At 66.5% G+C, this 19,643-nt stretch carries 16 protein-coding genes; 8 read left to right on the forward strand and 8 right to left on the reverse strand.

Annotation, left to right across the window (positions count from 1 at the left end; genetic code table 11):
• Window positions 1-134: 134 nt before the first annotated feature.
• Window positions 135-1,877: an alpha-glucosidase gene (locus tag FA85_RS09245; protein ID WP_036109394.1), complete on the forward strand. Its 1,743-nt coding sequence runs from the start codon at window positions 135-137 to the stop codon at window positions 1,875-1,877.
• Here the strand turns inward: FA85_RS09245 and FA85_RS09250 are convergent.
• Window positions 1,864-2,331 carry a hypothetical protein gene (locus FA85_RS09250; protein WP_036109391.1) on the reverse strand — a complete coding sequence of 156 codons (468 nt, stop codon included), beginning with the start codon at window positions 2,329-2,331 and terminating at the stop codon, window positions 1,864-1,866. The two genes, FA85_RS09245 and FA85_RS09250, sit on opposite strands and share 14 nt — an antisense overlap.
• A gap of 92 nt (window positions 2,332-2,423) precedes the next feature.
• Here FA85_RS09250 and FA85_RS21875 point away from each other — a divergent pair, with 92 nt between their 5' ends.
• On the forward strand, window positions 2,424-2,771 hold the full coding sequence (locus FA85_RS21875) for a hypothetical protein (protein ID WP_156108667.1): 348 nt from the start codon (window positions 2,424-2,426) through the stop codon (window positions 2,769-2,771).
• A 68-nt stretch (window positions 2,772-2,839) separates the two neighbouring features.
• Window positions 2,840-3,286 carry a thioredoxin TrxC gene (trxC, locus tag FA85_RS09255; RefSeq protein ID WP_036109388.1) on the forward strand — a complete coding sequence of 149 codons (447 nt, stop codon included), beginning with the start codon at window positions 2,840-2,842 and terminating at the stop codon, window positions 3,284-3,286.
• A 174-nt stretch (window positions 3,287-3,460) separates the two neighbouring features.
• Here trxC and mgrA read toward each other — a convergent pair whose 3' ends face one another.
• The gene (gene mgrA / locus FA85_RS09260) at window positions 3,461-4,492 is read right to left on the reverse strand and encodes an L-glyceraldehyde 3-phosphate reductase (RefSeq protein ID WP_036109385.1); all 1,032 of its coding nucleotides are present in this window, start codon (window positions 4,490-4,492) and stop codon (window positions 3,461-3,463) included.
• A gap of 177 nt (window positions 4,493-4,669) precedes the next feature.
• On the opposite strand from mgrA, the gene FA85_RS09265 reads away from it, so the two are divergent.
• The 4 genes from FA85_RS09265 (at window position 4,670) to FA85_RS09280 (ending at window position 9,648) form a co-directional block, all read left to right on the forward strand.
• Complete coding sequence (locus tag FA85_RS09265; RefSeq protein WP_036109382.1) at window positions 4,670-5,680, forward strand: FecCD family ABC transporter permease; 1,011 nt, start codon at window positions 4,670-4,672, stop codon at window positions 5,678-5,680.
• Window positions 5,677-6,465, forward strand: coding sequence for an ABC transporter ATP-binding protein (locus tag FA85_RS09270; RefSeq protein ID WP_051943195.1), 789 nt, complete (start codon window positions 5,677-5,679; stop codon window positions 6,463-6,465). Before FA85_RS09265 ends, FA85_RS09270 begins: the two co-directional genes overlap by 4 nt.
• The gene (locus tag FA85_RS09275; RefSeq protein ID WP_036109379.1) at window positions 6,462-7,331 is read left to right on the forward strand and encodes a cobalamin-binding protein; all 870 of its coding nucleotides are present in this window, start codon (window positions 6,462-6,464) and stop codon (window positions 7,329-7,331) included. Before FA85_RS09270 ends, FA85_RS09275 begins: the two co-directional genes overlap by 4 nt.
• Before the next feature lie 64 nt (window positions 7,332-7,395).
• Complete coding sequence (locus FA85_RS09280; protein WP_081907309.1) at window positions 7,396-9,648, forward strand: GAF domain-containing hybrid sensor histidine kinase/response regulator; 2,253 nt, start codon at window positions 7,396-7,398, stop codon at window positions 9,646-9,648.
• Window positions 9,649-9,686: 38 nt separating this feature from the next.
• Here FA85_RS09280 and FA85_RS09285 read toward each other — a convergent pair whose 3' ends face one another.
• The 5 genes from FA85_RS09285 to FA85_RS09305 all read right to left on the reverse strand — a co-directional run bounded on the left by FA85_RS09285 (window position 9,687) and on the right by FA85_RS09305 (window position 17,124).
• Window positions 9,687-11,786, reverse strand: coding sequence for a S9 family peptidase (locus FA85_RS09285; protein WP_036109372.1), 2,100 nt, complete (start codon window positions 11,784-11,786; stop codon window positions 9,687-9,689).
• A gap of 20 nt (window positions 11,787-11,806) precedes the next feature.
• Entirely contained in the window at window positions 11,807-13,648 is a 1,842-nt protein-coding gene (locus FA85_RS22135; protein ID WP_036109368.1) for a hypothetical protein, read from the reverse strand.
• A gap of 29 nt (window positions 13,649-13,677) precedes the next feature.
• The gene (locus FA85_RS09295) at window positions 13,678-14,592 is read right to left on the reverse strand and encodes an ABC transporter ATP-binding protein (protein WP_036116947.1); all 915 of its coding nucleotides are present in this window, start codon (window positions 14,590-14,592) and stop codon (window positions 13,678-13,680) included.
• Window positions 14,593-14,612: 20 nt separating this feature from the next.
• A complete protein-coding gene (locus FA85_RS09300; RefSeq protein WP_036109366.1) occupies window positions 14,613-15,020 on the reverse strand; it encodes a GntR family transcriptional regulator in 408 nt (135 codons plus the stop codon).
• 178 nt (window positions 15,021-15,198) lie between these two features.
• The gene (locus FA85_RS09305; protein WP_036109363.1) at window positions 15,199-17,124 is read right to left on the reverse strand and encodes an LTA synthase family protein; all 1,926 of its coding nucleotides are present in this window, start codon (window positions 17,122-17,124) and stop codon (window positions 15,199-15,201) included.
• Window positions 17,125-17,256: 132 nt separating this feature from the next.
• Between FA85_RS09305 and FA85_RS09310 the strand changes: the two genes are divergently transcribed.
• Window positions 17,257-17,877, forward strand: coding sequence for a YrbL family protein (locus FA85_RS09310; RefSeq protein WP_036109361.1), 621 nt, complete (start codon window positions 17,257-17,259; stop codon window positions 17,875-17,877).
• A gap of 102 nt (window positions 17,878-17,979) precedes the next feature.
• Here FA85_RS09310 and FA85_RS09315 read toward each other — a convergent pair whose 3' ends face one another.
• Window positions 17,980-19,629 carry an ArnT family glycosyltransferase gene (locus tag FA85_RS09315; RefSeq protein ID WP_051943193.1) on the reverse strand — a complete coding sequence of 550 codons (1,650 nt, stop codon included), beginning with the start codon at window positions 19,627-19,629 and terminating at the stop codon, window positions 17,980-17,982.
• Window positions 19,630-19,643 lie beyond the last annotated feature (14 nt).

Here is a 19,643-nt window from a genome sequence, read left to right on the forward strand (position 1 = left end):
TGGCAACGCCCCGTATCGATCGACAGGCCAGACCGGCCCTGAGCAAGCCGCCACCCGGCTTGCGCGTTCGTCGGCATCTGGCCACGGGAGCCCTGCGTTACTATCGGCGGTCTTCCAGTCAGGGGATGTGGCCAATGGGTATCTTTCGCCGGCTCGCGGGTGTCGCTGGCTCGCTTTGTCTTTTCTGGGCGGCACTGGATGCGACGGCGGCGGATACGACGGCACCGTGGTGGAAACACGCTCTCGTCTATGAGATCTACCCCCGCAGCTTCGGTGACAGCAACGGCGACGGTGTCGGCGACCTCAACGGAATCAATGCCCATCTGGATGACCTGCAGAAGCTCGGAGTAGATGCGATCTGGATCGCGCCCATGTACCCGTCGCCGCAGGCGGATTTCGGCTACGACATCTCCGACTACCAGGCCATCGACCCGCAATACGGCACGATGGCGGACTTCGATCGCCTGCAACAGGCCGCAAAGCAGCGCCACATCCATGTCATCCTCGACATGGTGATGAACCATACGTCCGATCACCACGCGTGGTTCGTCGAATCCGCCAGTTCACGGAATAACCCGAAATCGGACTGGTACGTGTGGAACGACGGCATCCCTGCCGACACCGCGCACCTCTCCGCCGTGCAGCGGCGGAACATCCATGACGGCAAGGCGCCGCCCAACAACTGGGAGTCGATGTTCGGCGGCTCGGCATGGCAGTGGGTGCCGGCGCGCCACCAGTTCTATTACCACCGCTTCTACATCCAGCAGCCGGATCTCAACTGGCGCAATCCCGACGTGGAGAAAGCCATGTTCGGCGCGATACGCTTCTGGCTGGATCGCGGCGTGGACGGCTTCCGGCTCGATGCCATCTCCGTGCTGTTCGAGGACACGAAGCTACGGAACGATCCCGAACGTCCTGGTACGAATGCGCAGGGCGAGCCGAACCTCAACTACCTCTACAGCGACAAACTGCCCGAGGTCCATGGCGTGATGAGACGCCTGCGTGCACTGGTCGACAGCTATCCGGGCCAACGCGTGCTGATCGGCGAAACCTACGAGCCCAACATCAAGCTGCTGGACGAGTGGTATGGCACGAAGGAAGTGCCGCAACTGCAGTTGCCGATGAACCTGCAGCTGGGCTTCGGCTGGCAGGCAAGCTTCGACGCCACATGGTTCCGCACGCGCCTTCAGGAGTCGCAACAGGTTCACGGGCAACCGTTGCTCGTTGTCGATAACCACGACAATCCACGTTCGATCGATCGGTTTGGCGATGGCACGCATGACGTGGAGCGCGCGAAGGTCGTCGCGGCGGCGCTGCTGACGTCCCGCGCTGTCGCCCTCACCTACTACGGCGCTCCCATCGGCATGACCACCGCGACACCCACGCGGGTCGAAGACGTGCGCGATCCGGTCGGCGTCACCGGCTGGCCGAAGGACAAGGGGCGTGACGGTGAGCGCACGCCAATGCAGTGGACGCCGGGGCCGCAGGCCGGCTTTTCGACGAACCCCAGAACGTGGCTGCCGGTGAATCCCAACCACGCAACGGTCAACGTCGAGGATGAGCGGAAGCAACCCGAGTCGTTGCTCAACTGGCATCGTCAGCTGATCGCGCTTCGACGGGACAACCCGGCATTGCGCGATGGCGCGATGACATTTCTGGATACCCGCGATCCGAACGTCCTGATCTATCGACGCGAGGGAGAACATCCGGTGCTGGTGATGCTCAACTTCAGTGGTTCGGCGCAATTGGTGCCGAAGCGGCTGATGCAGGGCAAGGTCAGGACGCTTGCGGCAAGTGAGGTTTCCCTGCGTGGGCTGGAAACGCTGGACGGGGCGTCACTTCCCGCTTACTCGGCCTGGATTGTCACACCGGATTGATCATCTCGGTTCGGCAAACGACATAAAGCGTGCCGGCTTCATCGCCTGCTGCTCCGACGGCGAAGCCTGTTCCTTCGAGGGCATCGGCAACCCAGCCGGGCACGCTTTTTTCCCATTCAACCCGATCGAACGTGTGCGGGTAGTTGGCCTTGTTCGGACTCGGCGAATGCAACCAGACCGCATTGTTCGATGGGTCGTCACAGAGGGTGGCAAAGACCTGTATCGGTTGAGTACGGGTCTTCGCGAGCGTATCGAACGCACGGAGCCAACTCACCGTAGTCGAGGCCGCGAGATCCTGATTCTCCGGATGGTGGCGCCGCGATCGCAAACCTGCCGGGTGGGCATGCCAGTAGTCGAACCAGCCGTGGATGTCGATAGAGTCCATGTGCCGCCTGACACGCTTCTCCTGACGCTGCCAGAACCTCTCGATCTTCTTTCTATATCGATGATCCATATCGGCAATCCTTTTGATGGGTCATGGGGCGAGATTGTAAATTAGACCGGGGCGGAGTCGCCCCCGGCCTGGGGGCGGCGGAGGAAAATGAAATGACGAACGAAGTCATCAGCGCGATTGTGGTCGGATGGCTGCTCCTTTTCCTGATCACGCGAAAACGCGCACGTCGACAGCCATTCGCCGCGCAAACCTTTACCTGCCATCGGTGCGGCACGATCACCCCGCACAATGCAAGAACCATCGGCGCGCTGCGAGATGGGAAATCGCGATTCTTTTGCCGCCCCTGCCATCTCAAATGGCTTAAGACGCAGCCCCCGGGCATCGGCAAGCGGCGGCCGCTTTCGAGCCGCCGTAGCGAATCGCAGGGCGGTTGCCTGGGATTAGTCGCGCTGCTCGTCTCCGTGCCGTTGCTGGGACTAGCAGCGTGGACGTGGCTCTAGCAGATACAAGACCGCAGATCATGACCGGCTAAGCTTGAGCATGGGCCACCTGCCATACGGACGATGCCATGACCGACTCACCTATCCTTCTCGCCTGCCCGCATTGTGGAACGATGAACCGCGTGGCACGGGAGCGCCTCGGCGCCGCGCCGAACTGCGGCCATTGTCACCAGGCGTTGTTTACCGGCAAGCCCGCGGTTCTGACCACGTCAACGTTCGACAAGCACGTGCAGCGCAGTGAACTGCCCTTGCTGGTCGACTTCTGGGCTACCTGGTGTGGGCCCTGCCTGTCGATGGCGCCGCATTTCGAATCGGCGGCGAAAACGCTGGAGCCGAGGTTTCGTCTGGCGAAGGTGGACTCCGATGCAAACCCCGATCTCAGTGCGCGCTATGGCATCCGGAGTATCCCGACGATGATTCTGTTTACCGGCGGGCGCGAGGTGGCGCGGCAGTCGGGGGCTGTGGGTAGCGCGCAAATCGTGGCATGGGCGGAGGCGAAGTTGTCCGGAGGGTAGGTAGTTATTAAAGCTTAGGCCCTTAAAGTTTAATAAGGGTTTGCCTTATTAAAATTTAAGGGCGCTATACGCTGCGACGGATGGGGGTCGGCTTCTCCGCTTTGTTGGCTTTTCGCCAGCAGGGCTGGCTCCTACCGACAGCGTCGCCCCGCGATTTTGAGAGATCGAGGTGGATCAGAGCTCGGCCGATTCTTTCCAGAGGTCCGTGCCGCCGTCGCTGGCGTAGCGATCGATTTCCGTAAGTTCGGCGGCGGTGAAATCGAGGTGCTTCACGGCGTCCAGCGAGTTGTCGAGCTGTTCGACCGTGCGGGCCCCGATCAGCGAGGAAGTGACGCGCGGGTCGCGCAGGGTCCAGGCAATGGCCATCTGGGCCAGCGTCTGGCCACGGCTTTCGGCGATGGCGTTCAGAGCGCGGATGCGCTCGAGGTTTTGCTCGCTGAGCTGTTCCTTGCCGAGTGAACCTTCGCGCGTAACGCGTGCGTCCGCAGGGATGCCCTTGAGGTACTTCGATGTCAGCAGGCCCTGCGCCAGCGGCGAGAAGGCGATGCAACCGGTGCCCAGGTCTTCCAGCGTGTCGAGCAGGCCGTCTTCGATCCAGCGATTGAACATCGAATAGTTCGGCTGATGGATGAAGAGCGGCACGCGCTCTTCGGCGAGGATGGCCGCGGCCTTGCGCGTGAGTTCCGGCGAGTAGCTGGAAATACCGATGTACAACGCCTTGCCCTGACGATGCAGATGCGCGAGCGCGCCCATGGTCTCTTCCAGCGGCGTGGTGGGGTCGACACGGTGCGAGTAGAAGATGTCGACGTAGTCCAGACCCATACGCTTGAGCGACTGGTCGCAGCTGGCGATGAGGTACTTGCGGCTGCCGCCGATGCCGCCGTACGGGCCCGGCCACATGTCCCACCCGGCTTTGGACGAGATGATCAGCTCGTCGCGGTACGGCGCGAAGTCGCTCGCCATCACGCGGCCGAAGTTCTCCTCCGCCGAGCCATACGGGGGGCCGTAGTTGTTCGCGAGGTCGAAGTGCGTGACGCCGCGGTCGAAGGCGCGACGCAGGATGGCCCGGCCGGTTTCGAAGACGTCGGCTCCGCCGAAGTTCTGCCAGAGGCCAAGCGAGATCGCCGGCAAGTCGATACCGCTGCGTCCGCAGCGGCGATAGGGCATGAGGTTGTCGTAGCGGTTGGCGGCTGCCTGGTAGGACACGGTGGGGCTCCGGTTCGTACTCGAAAGCCCCGATGGTAAGCGATGGCTGTGTGAACAGCTTGACGGTTCATGCGCGCGCCTGCTCAAGGTTTCTTCGCCCGGGGTCGCGAATCCTTTATTCTGCTGAGCTGTTCCGGGAGCCGGGCCCAGGTGTCAAGCACAGGCGAAACAACGCGGATGCCGCGCACGGCTACTTTCGCCTCGGCCGTCAGGCTATGGTCGGGCATGCTGCTCGCCTCGGTGCTGGTGCTGGCCGCCTCACTCCTCCTGGGCGGGACCGACTCGACCATCGCCGCGTCGTGGCAGGCACTCTTCAGCGCCGCCGATACACCGATGCACGCGATCGTCTGGGAGTTGCGCGTGCCGCGCAGCGTCGCGGCGTACGGCGTCGGCGGGCTGCTCGCGCTGTCCGGCTGCCTGATGCAGATCCTGGTGCGGAACCCGCTGGCCGACCCCTATACCCTCGGGCTGTCCGGTGGCGCCGCGGTGGGCGCCCTGGGCGCCATGCTTGCCGGCGCGGGTGCGTTGGCCGTCGCCGCCGGTGCGGCCGGGGGTGCGTTGTTCGCCTGCGTCGCGGTGTTCGTCCTCGCTCACCGCGATCTGCTGTCGCGCCAGCGCGCCGCGCATCGCGACGATTCCACCGACCTCATCCTGATCGGCGTCATGCTCGCCGCGGGGCTGGGAGCCATCGTCAGCATGATGCTGGTGCTGGCGCCGGACAAGAACCTGCGCGGCATGCTGTTCTGGATGATGGGCGATCTGAGCGGCGTGGCGAACTGGTCGCTGCCCGTGCTCGCCCTGCTCGCATGCGTGCTGCTGGTCGCGCCGCTGGGCCGCCAGCTGAATCTGCTGATGCGCGGCGAAGAGTCGGCCAGCGCGCTCGGTGTGCGGCCACCGGTCGTGAAGGCCGCGATCTTCGTCATCGCCTCGGTCGCCACCGCGATCGCCGTGACCACGGCCGGCACGGTCGGCTTCGTCGGACTGGTGGTCCCGCACGCGCTACGACGGCTGGTCGGCAACGATCAGCGCGTGCTGATTCCGGCGTGCGCGCTGGGTGGCGGCATCGTCGTCACGGTCGCGGATACGCTGGCCCGTGTGGTCGCGGACCCGATCCAGCTCCCCGTCGGCGCGGTGATGGCGGTGATCGGCGTGCCGACCTTCATGTTCCTGCTGGTGCACCGGCGATGACGACCCGCCTGACCACCGAATCCCTCAGTCTGACCGTGCGCGGAAGAGAACTGGTGCGCGCGCTGGACATGAGCGTGGTACCGGGCCAGGTGTGGTGCGTGCTGGGCCCCAACGGCGCGGGCAAGTCCACGCTGCTGCGTACACTGGCCGGCTTACGCGCTGCGGACGGTGGCCGGGTCCTGCTCGGCGGGCACGACATCGCCAACTACCGTCCGCTCGACCTCGCCCGACGCCGCGGCTTCCTTCCCCAGTCGGTGGTCGACGCGTTTTCGTTGTCGGTCCTGGATGCCGTGGTCTCCGCGACGCATCCCCGCCTGTCGTTCTGGGCGTGGGGCGACGAAGGGGACGACGCGGCGCGGCGGGCACTGGAAACGTTCGAGCTGGCCGAACTGGCCGGCCGCGACGTCACCACGCTGTCCGGTGGCGAACGCCAGCGCGTGAACATCGCCACGCTCTTCGCGCAGGATGTCGACCTGCTGCTGCTCGACGAACCGCTAACGTCGCTCGACCTGCACCACCAGATGAAGACGCTGCACGAGCTGATGCGCGTCGCCACGGACCACGGCAAGTCGGTGATCTACACCGTGCACGACATCAACCTGGCCTTCCAGCATGCGACGCATGCGGTGCTCATGGATGGCAAGGGCGGCGCTCTGGCCGGCCGAACGAACGACGTGATCACGAGTGGGCATCTCTCGGCCGCGTTCCGTCATCCCATCCACGGCGTCACGCTGGGCGACGAGCTGTTCTTCCGCGCCGAACGCCTCAACGGTGTCTCACGATGATCCGTCCGCTCGCCCTGCTCGCCATGCTGATCGCACTCCCCGCCTCCGCTTCGGTGACGGTGACCGATGACGCAGGGCGCACGGTCACCCTGCCGGCGCCGGCGAAGCGCATCGTCAGCCTCGCGCCGAGCATCACCGATGCGCTGTTCGCGGCCGGTGCGGGGCCGTACGTCGTCGGTACCACACGCTACAGCGACCATCCCGCCGACGCGAAGCACATCGCGATCATCGGCGACGCGACCATGCTCGACCTCGAGCGCATCGTGGGACTGAAGCCGGACGTGATCGTCGTGTGGCGAAGCGGCACGCCTGCCGCGCAGGTAGAAAAGCTGTCGCGCCTGGGCGTGCCCGTGTTCTACGCCGAGACCACGCGCCTGGCGGACGTGGCCGCGGCCACCCGACGCTTCGGCAGGCTGGCCGGTACCGAGGCGGTGGCCGACCGCGACGCCGCCGCGTTCGAGGCCGAACTGGGCAGGCTTCGTGCGGCTTACGCGGGCAAGCCGCGGCTCAAGGTTTTCTACCAGATCTGGGACCGGCCGCTGATGACGATCGGCCACGCCCAGATCATCGACGACGCGATCACGCTCTGCGGGGGCGTCAATGTCTTCGCCGACCTGACCCAGGCCGCGCCGACGGTCACGCGCGAGGCCGTCCTGGCGCGCGACCCTGACATGATTCTCGGCGGCGGCGACGCCGGCGCATCGCTGGCGGAGTGGCGCAAGACCGGCTTTCTCGCCGCCGTGCGACACGGCAACGTCGTGCCTCTCGACGCGCCTACCCTGGCCCTGCCCTCGCCATCGATCCTGCCGGGCGTCGCCGAGTTGTGCCGGGTCATCGACGAAGCACGGAAACGGGCGGCTCGCTGACGGTCCCACCATTGCGGTCGTCGTCACATTTGCCTGCCTAGACTCGGGACGACACGAAACGCTGATGGAAATACGCCCCATGCCAGGCGCTCCGGCCGGTCACAATCCCGATCTTTCCTGGCTCGACGGCGGCGGCGAGACCGGCGCGCTCATCCGTGCGTTCGATTGGGCGACCACCGACCTCGGGCCGCTCGAGGGATGGCCGCAGAGCCTGCGCACGACCACCGGCCTGCTGCTGCTTTCCCCCGTGCCCATCGTGCTGCTATGGGGCGAGAAGGGCTACATGATCTACAACGACGCCTATTCCGTGTTTGCGGGAGGGCGCCATCCACAGCTGCTAGGCTCCGAAGTGCGCAAGGGCTGGGACGAGATCGCCGATTTCAACGACAACGTGATGCGCGTCGGCCTTGCCGGCGGCACGCTCGCGTACAAGGATCAGCAACTGACGCTGATCCGGCGCGGCCTGCCCGAGCCGGTCTGGATGAACCTCGACTACTCGCCGGTCGTCGACGAAAGCGGCAGCCCGGGCGGGGTCATCGCCATCGTGGTGGAGACCACCGAACGGGTCCGCGCCGAGCAGTCCATCCGCGGCAACGAGGCGCGCCTGCGCTTCCTCGACACCTTGCGCGAATCCACCGCCAAATACACCGATGCCGACCAGCTGCTCGCGACGACGACGCGCATGCTCGCCAGGCATCTGGGCGTGTCCATCTGCGCCTACGCCGACATGGACGAGGACGAAAACGGTTTCACCATCCGCGGCGACTGGTGCGCCCCGGGCTCTCCCAGCATCGTCGGTCGCTACAAGCTGACGGACTTCGGCCGCCTCGCGGTGACCAGCCTGTCCGCGGGCAAGCCGTACATCGTCCGTGACAACCGGGCTGAACTGCCGCCCGAGGAGTCCGAAGCGTTCCAGCAACTCGGGGCCAGCGCCACCATCTGCATGCCGCTGATCCGCGGTGGCCGGCTCACCGCGCTGATGGCGGTCCACGACCGCGAAGCCCGCGACTGGCAACCGGATGACCTCGCGCTGCTCTCCGAAGTGGTCGAACGGTCGTGGTCGCATATCGAACGCGTGCGTGCGGAGGCCGCCGTACGCGAGAGCGACCGCCGTTTCCGTGAAGCGCTCGAGGCCAAGGTCCACGAACGCACGGCCGCGCTGATGCAGGCCGAGGAGGCGCTCATGCAGGCGCAGAAAATGGAGGCGCTGGGCAACCTCACCGGCGGCATCGCGCACGACTTCAACAACCTGTTGATGGTCATCCAGGGCAGCCTCGAACTGCTGCGTGAGCGCCTGCCGGAGGAACCGCAACTGTTGCGGCTCGTGGACACCGCGCGCTCGGGCGCGGAGCGTGGAGCGGTGCTGACCCGGCGCATGCTCGCCTTCGCCCGCCGGCAGGATCTGAAAGCCGAACGCATCGACCTGCGCGTGCTGGTCGAGGGCATGACCGAGCTGATGCAGCGTTCGCTCGGTCCGACGATCGTCATCGAAACCCGCTTCGGCCCGGAACCGGCGACGATCGAGGGCGATGCCAACCAGATCGAATCCGCCCTGCTCAACCTCGCCGTGAACGCGCGCGACGCGATGGACGGTGTGGGCACCATGGCCATCCACATCGACGGCGTGGACGTGAACCACGCGCATGGTCCGCTCGTCGCTGGTCGCTATGTGCGCCTGTCGCTGAGCGATACGGGCGCGGGCATGGACGACGCGACGCTGAAGCGGGCCACCGAGCCGTTCTTCACCACCAAGGGCGTCGGCAAGGGGACCGGCCTCGGCCTGTCGATGGTCCACGGGCTCGCCGAGCAGTTGGGCGGCTCTCTCTTCCTTACCAGCCGTCCCGACGTGGGCACGACCGCCGAGATCTGGTTGCCCGCGACGGACGCCGATGCGGGTGACGATCCGGCGCCCGTCACGGACACGCCGGTCCTCGTGCCTGCGAATCCCATGCGGGAGGACTCGCCCTGCATTCTTGCCGTCGACGACGACGACCTGGTCCGGGCGACCACGGCCGAGATGCTCCAGGAGCTGGGTTACCGCGTGGTCACCGCGCGCTCAGGCGCCGAGGCGCTCAGCCTGCTCGAGCGCACCCCGGTGGATCTCGTCCTCACCGACCACGCGATGCCGCAGATGACCGGCGCACAGCTGGCCCAGCGTGTCCGCGAGCTCGCTCCCTCACTGCCGGTGGTGATGGTCACCGGCTACGCCGACCTCGCCGGCGGCGCGCACGTCGACATCCCGCGTCTGGCCAAACCCTTCTCGCAGGGTGCGCTCACCGAGATTCTGGCGCGCGCCCTGAAGCGCGCGCAGGCCTGATCGACGGCGGGACACCGGTCTCTCCTCTGAATTCGCCTTCAGCGCGCGTCTGCAGGCGATGTCGCAGGGCTGGCGGATGACGCCGTGGTAAGGGCATCGCCGGAGAGTCGCAGATTGGCCGCGAGATAGTCGCGCATGGCAGGGTCCGGCGGTGTTTCGGCCATGCTGCCGAGATGGCGGTGCAGGGCATCGGCGATGAGGTACAGGCTTGCTTCCCGTGCCAGTGGCCGCTCGTTGCTGTGTCCCGCGGCCGGATCGACCAGCAATGTCACGTCACGATCCAGGTGTTTCAGCTGCGCCGCATATCCGAGTACACCGCGCAAGGCCACGCGCTGATCGTCGCCGCCGGCGATGATCGTCAGAGGGCGTCGCATACGCGTCGCGTTGGCCAACGGCGACTCGTCGTGCATGCGTTGCAGCGTGCCCCTGTCACCCAGGCCAACCTGCGTCATCCAGAGTTCGAACGGCAGCGGCGACGAGAGCGAGTTGGCCTCCGTCGAACGCGTGATCCAGGCGATGTCCCAGGCAAAGTCCGATGGCGGCACGAGCGCCACACCCACCCGGAACAGTTCGGGCTGCCACGTCACGCCGAGCAGCGCCGAATAACCACCGAACGACGCGCCGACGATACCCACCCGGCGTGGATCACCGACACCCGCAGCGAGTAGTGCGCGCACGCCCTCGACGATGTCGCGTTGCACGCGCCCGTTACCGAAGTCGCCCTGCGCGGCGAGCATATAGTCGCGGCCGAAACCGGTGGACCCACGAAAGTTGGGCTCGAACACCGCATAGCCGCGATTCACCAGAAACTGCGAGACCCCCGTGCCGAATTCGTCGGCGGCGACATTGCCCCACGGACCGCCATGGACCAGGGCGACCAGTGGCAATGTCGCCGGGTCGGCACCGGGCGGCACGCGGACGAAACCATGCAGGCGCATCCCGTCCGACGCCGTCCAGTCGAACGGCAGCTGCGTCGCCATCGACGCATCGGGCAGCCATGACGCCACGCCGCCGTCGCGGCCACGCAGCGGTGGCGTCGTGAGCACTTCGGTAAAGCGGTCGTGCGCGGGATCGAAGAGGTGGTACCGCGCATCCTGCTGCGCTCCACCCCGCTCGACGACGAGCCAGCGATGCGCGCCCGGCTGGAAGCGCAGCGCCTTGCCCGGAAACCGTGCGCGGATCCGGTCGACGCGCGCCTGCGTCGCGGGATCGAGCCCCTGCGCCGCCCATGCGATGCCGCGATACGCGAGGATCGTCGGGCGCCCGGTGGCAGGGTCCGCGGTCGCCTCGTCGACATCGGCCACCTGCGCGGGGTCGCCGGCAAGCGGCCGCATCGAACCGTCCGGCTCGAGTCGCTGCAGGCGACGGAGGCTGCCGCCGATGTCGCTCATGAAAAGGGCACGCGCATCGGCGTCCAGCACCGGCCACAGGGCGCAACGCCACATCGCCTCGCACCGGAGCACGCGCTCCCGGTGTCCGTCGCGATCGATGCGCAACGTGTCGACACCGGCGCCATCGACCTGCTGCAGCCAGCCGAGGCGGCCATCGTCCGCTAATGCAAAGCCCGTGATCCTGCCCACCGCGTCGGCCAGCCGCTCCTGCTGACCATCGACCCGCACGCGGGAGAGGCGCCAGCCACCGGGCGCACCGTCGGCGTCCAGGACGCGCTCGCGAACGATGACCGCGGCGGGCGACGTTGCGTCCACCTCCATCACCTCACGCCCACCCGGGCCGCCGAGTTCGATGAGGGTGCGCGTTCCCGCCTGCCCCGCCGTGGCCAGCGCGAAGAGATGTCGAGGCGACACCAGCAGCAGCCAGCGCCCGTCGTGCGACCAGAGCAGATCCGTCGCGTCGCTGCCGGCCAGGACCTGGCGCGCCTCGTCGGCGTCGGTCGGGGCCAGCCACAGCGAGCGTCCGTCCTCCGGTCCGCGCAGCCACGCCATTTGCCGGCCGTCCGGGGAGAGGGACACCGCCGTTACGGACGGCCGAACCAGAAACGCCGCCCGCTCGAAGCGAGGCGACGCCGGTCGCGAGCGCTCGCGTCGCAGCGCGTCGGCGAAGGCGCCGTCAGCCGCCAGCGCGGGCATCGCGAGGACGAGCGCCATGAGCGCCCCGAACCATAGCCGGCACGAATTCATTACGGTCTCCTGGTAACGGATCAGACGGTGGCGGGAGTCGCCAACGGGCGAACCGCGCGCTCGGCGCGCGGCACGATCAACGCCAGACTGGCGACCGCGGGCAGCCCGACCAGCGCACAGGTCGCCGTCCAGGCCAGGCGACTGCCGAGGGACAAGCTGCGACGCCATGCGACCCACGCCCCGATCGACGCCGCGAAGAGCGACAACACCGCGGCGAGCCAGCGCATCGATGCGGGCACGGGAGGCGTCGCGTACTCGCGATACGGCGACGGCGTGGCGAACAGGCCGGTCGCCCGATCGCGCAAGGTGTAGAGGACCGGCGAGAACCACCAGCTGCGATACCGATAGAACTCGGGGAAATCCGGATCCAGCGCACGTGTCGCCACCGGAACCACGTCGCCCTGGTCGTCGACCCACAGCACCGTCTGGTACGGCGGCGCTCCGAGCATGTCGAAAGGACGGCGGCTGAAGGTGAACGAGACCAGATAGCCGTCGACCAGCTCGACCATCTCGGCGCGCGTCTGGTCGCCGGACAGTCCCGGTATCGCCACGCGTTGTCGCGCCGCCGGGGGGACCGGCGCGTCGAGCAGATGCCTTCCGTCGAACACATAGAGCGCACGGTCGCTGAGGATCACCAGGCTTCCGCCCACCGGCTGCGTACCGAGCAGCCGCTCGCCTTTACCGACGACCAGACGCGGCACGATGCGTCCCACGCTCGCGACGTACTGATACAACGTCTGCCCGGCTATCAGTGCCACATCGCCCTTACCTATGCCGGGCAGGATGCCGGCAGGTGTCGCGATGGCGGGGAACGCCGCGTTGCCGGCACCCACACCGAGTTCGCCCGCGCGCCGGCCATCCGTGAGCCGCATGCCTTCGAAACGCATGCGGTCGTGGCTGAAAGTCCAGCGAATGCGCGTGTCGGCGTCATCGAACGCGGTCGGCGCGGTGTTGCTCATCTCCTGCCACGGCGTGACATCCGGCAGCTGCCGCTCGATCTCGTGCACGTCGGACAGCGACACCTGCTCACGCCAGATCGGCGCCTGTCCGCTACTCGCGTCGTGGAGGCCCACCAGCATGCGTTCGCGGCCGGTCATGCGTTCGGTTTCGACGAAGCCTCCGTGTGGGGGCGTCGCCATGTTCACCGGGTGGGTGCCTTGCATGATCCACGCGAGCTCGCCCATGAAGCCCAGCAGATTCAGCAACAGGTAGGCGGCGATCTGCACGGGAACGGCGGTCAGGACGATGGCCGGCAGCGAGCGCGGCGCCGCGCCAAGATCCGGTCGGAACGCGACCAGCAGAAGCGCCAGCAACCAGACGCAGGCCAGGCCCTGGACCGCGAGCAGCAGCGGGCCGCTGGCCTGCGCGACGAACAGCCAGAACAGGAAGACCAGCGCGCACGACGAATAGCGCCTGTCCGCGAGCACGCCGTACGCGCCGGCGAAGTAGCCGGCGCAACCGACCAACCCGGCAGCGGCCGGTACGATCAGGTGACGCAGGTCCACCACGTGGCCCGTGCCGCGTGCCTGCCATGCCAGTGCGATGAGGACCGGCAGCACGACAGCGCAGGCGATCGCCGCGAGTCCCGCCCCGATCAGCGCGGCGGCAATACGACGGGGCGCGAGCGGGCGGTGCAGCAGGTTCAGCCACTGATTGGGCCGCCGCCATGTGCCGTACTGATGCAGCCCGAGCAGGATGCCGGTAAGCACGTAGCAGGCGCCGATGATGCGAAAGACGTGGATCGGCTGCTGGCCCATATCGACCAGACGCATGAAGAATGCCAGGGCGAGCAGATGAGCGGTGGCGTAAAGCAGTACCCAAAGGCGGTAACGCAGCCATTCGGCCTTGAACAGGTCGCGCATGATCGTTCTCCCTGTGCGACGCGTGGCGGTCACGCCGCGGTCGGCACGGCGTGGTGTTTGGAGAGGAAGCCGTTCACCGCGCGGTCAAGGCTGACCGGCAGGCGATGGATATCGCGTGCGCCGCTGGCGCGCAGAAAATCGGCGAAGCCGTCGCCCTGGTCGAGCACGAGGTAATGCTCGATGCCGTCGATGCGCTGCGCGTCGAGCAACCCGGGAACGACCCGGGGGTCGGGCCCGCGGAACGGGATGTCGGCCACCCAGTGCGCGACACGTGCGCGGAACTCGTCGGGAGGCGAGACATTCCTCAGCGCGCCGCGCTCCATGATGATGAGGTTGTCGGCCACGCGCTCGATCTCCTCCATCTGGTGCGAGCAGTAGATCACCGTGCAGCCCTCGACCGCGTTGGAATGCAGCAGCGTTTCCAGAAACGCGCGTTTGGCCACCACGTCGAGACCCAGGGTGGGCTCGTCGAGCACGAGCAACGCCGGACGCTGGGCCAGACTCAGCGCGAGATTGAATCCGGCCCGCTCGCCGCGCGACAGCTGCGAGACCTTCTGCGTGGGGCGTACGTGATAATGGCCGATGACCTCGTCGAACGCCGGCTGGCTCCAGGCCGCGTACTGGCGCCGCTGCATCGCGGTGACAGCAGCTACGGTCATCCATCCGGGCAGGGTGTGCTCCTCGTTGACGAAGCCGATCCGCTGCCGGTCTTCCGGGCGCAGGTCGCGACAGTCGCGACCGAGGATCCACGCATCGCCCGAGGTTGCCGGCAGGAAGCCGAGCAGGATGCGGAACAGCGTGGACTTGCCCGCGCCGTTCGCACCGACGATGGCGTGGATACTGCCCGGCGCGATGGCGAGATCGAGCTGGTCGATGGCGACCTTGCCACCGTAACGCTTGCTCAGCGCCCGTGTTTCGACGACGTAGTCGTTCGCGCGATGCATGTCGCTCCCCTGGAAATACATCAGGCCGACTTCCGGGTCAGCACGGCCAGCGCCTTGTCCAGGCGGCCCATGGCGCGCTCAGGCGGATAGTCCAGCGCCGCCACTTCATGCACGAAGGTCTGGATCGCTTCGTCCATGCGCCGGTCGCGCTCATCCTCGCTCAGCCGCTGGCGAGGTGGCGCGACGTAGAGGCCGAGGCCTTGTCGCGACTCCAGCCAGCCTTCCGCCGTCAGTTCGGCATAGGCTTTGGCCACCGTGTTCGGGTTGACCGTCAGCTGCTGGGCCAGACCGCGCACGCTGGGCAACTGCGCCCCCGGCTGCAGCTCTCCCGTGGCGATGCGTAAGCGCACGGCGTCGACGATCTGCTTGCCGATCGGACGGGAATCGCCGGTGGCGATCTGGATGGGAAGGGCCTGGGTACGAGCCATCGGAGTGCACCATGTGTACTAGTGCATGTAGTACAGCAAAAACGCGCCTGTCCCGTCAACGGGTCCGCATGCCGGCCAATCGTCCTGAGGCGCTGCGTCGGCGGCAATAACCAGCACGTGACGTACTGGCTATCGCCGCATCGGCGGCCCCCGCATGGCTTATAAGCCGCTTAGCCGGTTATTTCCCGGTATCGGCTTTCGGCGGCAGGCGGTAGCGCTGCTTGCTGTACGCCCAGCTCGGCCACAACGCATGCGCCAGCGCGGTCTTTTCCAGTGACGGATCCACCGCGACGGGGACGAGCTTTTCGCCATTGGCGGAATACTCGTGATCGAGCAGGTAGTGGTACTGCGTCGGCGCCTGATTCGGGCGCAGAACGATCAGCTGGTCGCCCTTGAGATAACCGTAGTTGTCGCCGTACTGCATGATCGCGCGGTCCGGATAGCGCTGGGTCAGGTCCGCGCCGAGCATCGGATGCTCGCTGCGAATGCCGATCAGCGAGAGCAGCGTCGGCGCGAGGTCGACCTGGCTGACGATGTGATCGTCCTTCTTCACCGGCACGCCCGCGCCGAGGATCAGTGCCGGAATGTGGAAGTGACGCACCGGCACCAGGCTCGCGCCGAACACGCGTGCGTCGTGATCGGCAACGATCAGGAACACCGTGTGATTCCAGTACGGCGACTGCTTCGCACGCTCGAAGAAACGACCGATCGACCAGTCCGCGTAGCGCACCGCGTTGGCGTTGCTTGCCGGATCGCCTTCGGCCTTGATACGGCCGGCCGGGTACTCCCACGGCGTGTGATTGGACACGGAGAATGCGACGGTCAACGTGGACTTGTCACCGTCGTCGAGCAGACGCTGATGCAGTTCGTTGAACATGTCCTCGTCCGACGCGCCCCACGAACCCACGAACTGCGGACTGGTCTTGAACGTCGCACGGTCGACCACTTCATTGAAGCCGTTGCCGTAGAAGAACGAGCGCATGTTGTCGAAGTGAGCTTCGCCGCCGTAGAGGAAGCGCGTGTGGTAACCGAACGTGTCGAGCAGCGCACCCAGGGTGAAGAAGTCACGCTGGCTACGCGGCAACTTCAGCACGGCTTCCGCAGGCGTCGGCAGGAAACCGGTGGTCGTCGCCTCGAGGCCGCGCGCGCTGCGCGTGCCCGTGGCGTACGTGCGCTCGAGCCACCAGCCTTCATTGGAGAGCTTGTCCAGCTCAGGGGTGTAACCGGCGCCGCCGAGGCTGCCGACGAACTGCGCACCCAGGCTCTCCTCGAGGATGATCACGAGGTTGAGCGGTTTGTCACCCTGACGCGTCGGCTCCTGCCGATGCAGGCTCGGGTATTGCGGGTCGATCGGCGCGCCGTCGAAACCGGCGGTCTGGCGCACGATGCGGTTCATTTCGTCTTCCGGCATCTTGCCGTAGACGGCGGAGGCCGACCGCTCGTTACCCAGCGCCAGCGCGGCGTTCAGCACGTTGTAGAGCGAGTTCAGCGGCAGCGTGTTGACCATCGCGTCGTTGGTGAAGGCGACCTGCGAGGCATTCAGCGGACGATGCTGCAACGTGCCGCGGCCGGCCAGGAACAGCACGGCGAAGGCCAGCACCGTAACCACCGGGCGCAACCAGCCGCGTAGCGGCGCACGATCCGGCTGGTGGGTCGGCAGCAGACGGAAACCCAGCCAGGCGATCAGCGCGAAGACGATGAGGCCCGCGCCGACCGAGAGCTTGTAGCCCTGCCACAGCATGGAGGCGACTTCTCGGGGGCTGGTCAGGTATTCGAAGTAGAGACGGTTCGGACGCGTGTCGTATTCGGCGATGAACTGCGGCGTCGATACTTCGAGCAGCACGTAGAGCAGCCACCAGAAGCGCAACCACCATGCCGCGATCCGGGTGGGCCAGCGGCGGTGGCCCAGCCACGGCGAGAACAGCGCGGGAAGCGCAACCACCATGGCCAGCAGCGAGAGGTCGATGCGCCAGCCACCGAGCAGGATCGGCCAGAGGCCGCCCGCATCGTGGACGCGGGTCCACTGCCAGACGGACAGGCCGACGCGCGAAAGCGTCAGGAAGACGAGGACGGCGACGATGAAACGCCAGGTAAGCTTGCGCACGATGGAAGTCCGGACCGGGGCGTGGCGGGCCGCCACGCGTGGAAAAACGCCAGTTACAGGCGCATGACTTTACACTGTGCGCCCCACGAACGACTTACAGCCGGCTTTCATGCCGCCGCATGAGGATCCACGATGTTCAGACTGGCCGAAGCCAAGCCGATCGCCACCGGGCATGTCCGCGAGGTGTACCAGCATCCCGACGAGCCCGACCTGCTGATCAAGGTCATCGCCAGCGAATCGATCGAAGCGCGCTGGAACGCCGCCCCGTGGTATCGCCGCATGGCCCGCAGCGGGCCGTACAAGGACTTCGTGCGCGAGTTTCGCGAATACGTCAGCAGCATCTATACCGGCGGCTATGACGACGTGCCCATCGCCCGGGTCGTCGGCCTGGAGATGACGGACATCGGGCTGGGGCAGATCGTGGAGAAGGTGCGCCGGCCCGACGGTGGTCTGGCGCCTACCCTCCACGACTGGGTCAAGGCCGAGGGGTTCACCGCCGTAACGCAGAAGGAGCTGGAAAGTTTCCATGCGCGGCTGCTCAGCCATAACGTGATCGCCGCCGACCTGCATGCCTGGAACGTGGTGTACGGCGAGGATTCCCGCGGTGGGCCGAGGCTGGTGATGATCGATGGCTTCGGCGAGAAGAACATCATTCCGCACTGCTCGATGAATCGGGCGCACAACGCATCGCGGACCAACAAGAAGTACGAGCGGATGCTCAGGCGGACGAAGGCCGAGGCGCCGGCGCTTTGAGGCCCGGCAAGATTGCATCGCCAGCAGGGCTGGCTCCTGCCAGAGCGCGGCATTTGGTGGGTGCCGTAGCCCTGTAGGAGCCAGCCCTGCTGGCGAAAGCTTCTAGCGATCGGTCACGAGCCCTGACGGCACGCATGCCGCTTTCGAAGCCGCCGAAGGCAGCAAGGAATACCGTAGCCCGTTGGCCAGCCCGACGAACACGACCCGCTCCTTCACCACGCAGTCGTCCAGCGCCTGCCCGGTCACCAGGAGCCAGCGATGCGACGGATCTTCCCTCTGCCAGGCACGCCCATCGGCCAGTTGCTCCGGACCGCTCCTGCTGAAGCCGAATTCCTTCACCGGCCGCACGGCCTGCAACAGGTTTTCCTCGCGCCACAACACCAGGCCAAGCTGTCCGTCGGCGCCGATCAGCTGGTCGGCGCGCATCATCACCTGTCGCGCCGATTCATTGGCATTCAACGCCGGGTAGGTCATCACCGGCCAGACGATCCAGCCCGCCGCCATGCCCACCAGCAACGCAATGACACCGCGTCGCGTCCGCCAGAGCGCCGCGCAGACGAGGAACAGCACACCGATCACCACCAGCGCGAGCCACAACGTATGGCCGCCGTCGGTCAGCTCGTAGCGGGCCGCCATCTTCTGCGCCGCTCTGGGCTGCTTCAGCAGCGCCCACAGTCCGACGCCGCCAAACACGGCGCCGCAGATTGCAGTGAGTGCCAGACAGAACCGCTGCAACCAGCGTGCCTTCAGCAACTCGCCGATGTAAGGCGCGATCGCCAGCGCCAGCATCGGCAAGGCCGGCAGGATGTAAATCGCCCGCTTGCCCCGGGGGATCGAAAAAAACACCAGGATGAGCAGAAACGACACCAGCGGCATCCAGACGCGCGGCTCGCGCAGGCGCAACGCCTCGCGCCAGCGCGGCAGCATGAGGGGAATCAGCAGCCATACCGGCACCCATTCCTGCAGGATGACCCCAAGGAAGAACCACGGGTACTCCGCGTGCTGCCAGGAGTTGGCGTACCGTTCCGCCGTCTGGCGGAACAGGATGTCCTGCACGTAGGCCAGGTATTCCGGCGTGCGCAGCCCGTACGCGGCGATCAGCATCGGCGCGAGCCAGAGCGACACGGCGATCAGGAAAGCCAGCGCACCGCCGGCCCAGCGCCAGCCGTCGCCCTGCGTGCGCGTGACGCCCGGCCATCGCCGGAAACGCATGACGCCGTAAGGAATCAACATGAGCAGCGCGACGATACCGACGCCCTTGGTGATCACCCCGAGCCCCGCCGCGAAGCACCCGAGCCAGTACATGCGCCAGCTCGGACCACGCAGGCAATGGATCAGGATGCCGACGTTGCCCAGCGTAATCCAGAACAGCGAGAGCGGATCGATCTGCGCATGCCGGATCACGTCGATGAACTGCATCGTCGACAGCACGACGATCGCCGCGTACAGACCGGTGCGAGCGTCCCAGAGACGGCGTCCGGCGTGCCAGACCAGCGCCAGCGTGCCCAGGCCCGATAACAGCGAGGTCAGCAGGAAGGCGCCACGCCAGCCACCGGTGAGCCACATCCACGCCGCCTCGGTCCACATGAGCATCGGCGGCTTGTCCGAGTAGAGCTCCATCCCACGATGGGGAAACAGCCACTGGCCGGATTCGAGCATTTGCCGCGCCACGAGAGCAAAGCGGGGTTCGTCAGGCGGCCACGGGTCGCGCAGTCCTATTCCCGCCGCCAGCACCGCCAGGGCGATGAGCATGAACCCGTAAAATT

The organism is Luteibacter mycovicinus, from assembly GCF_000745235.1.
Lineage (GTDB): Bacteria > Pseudomonadota > Gammaproteobacteria > Xanthomonadales > Rhodanobacteraceae > Luteibacter > Luteibacter mycovicinus.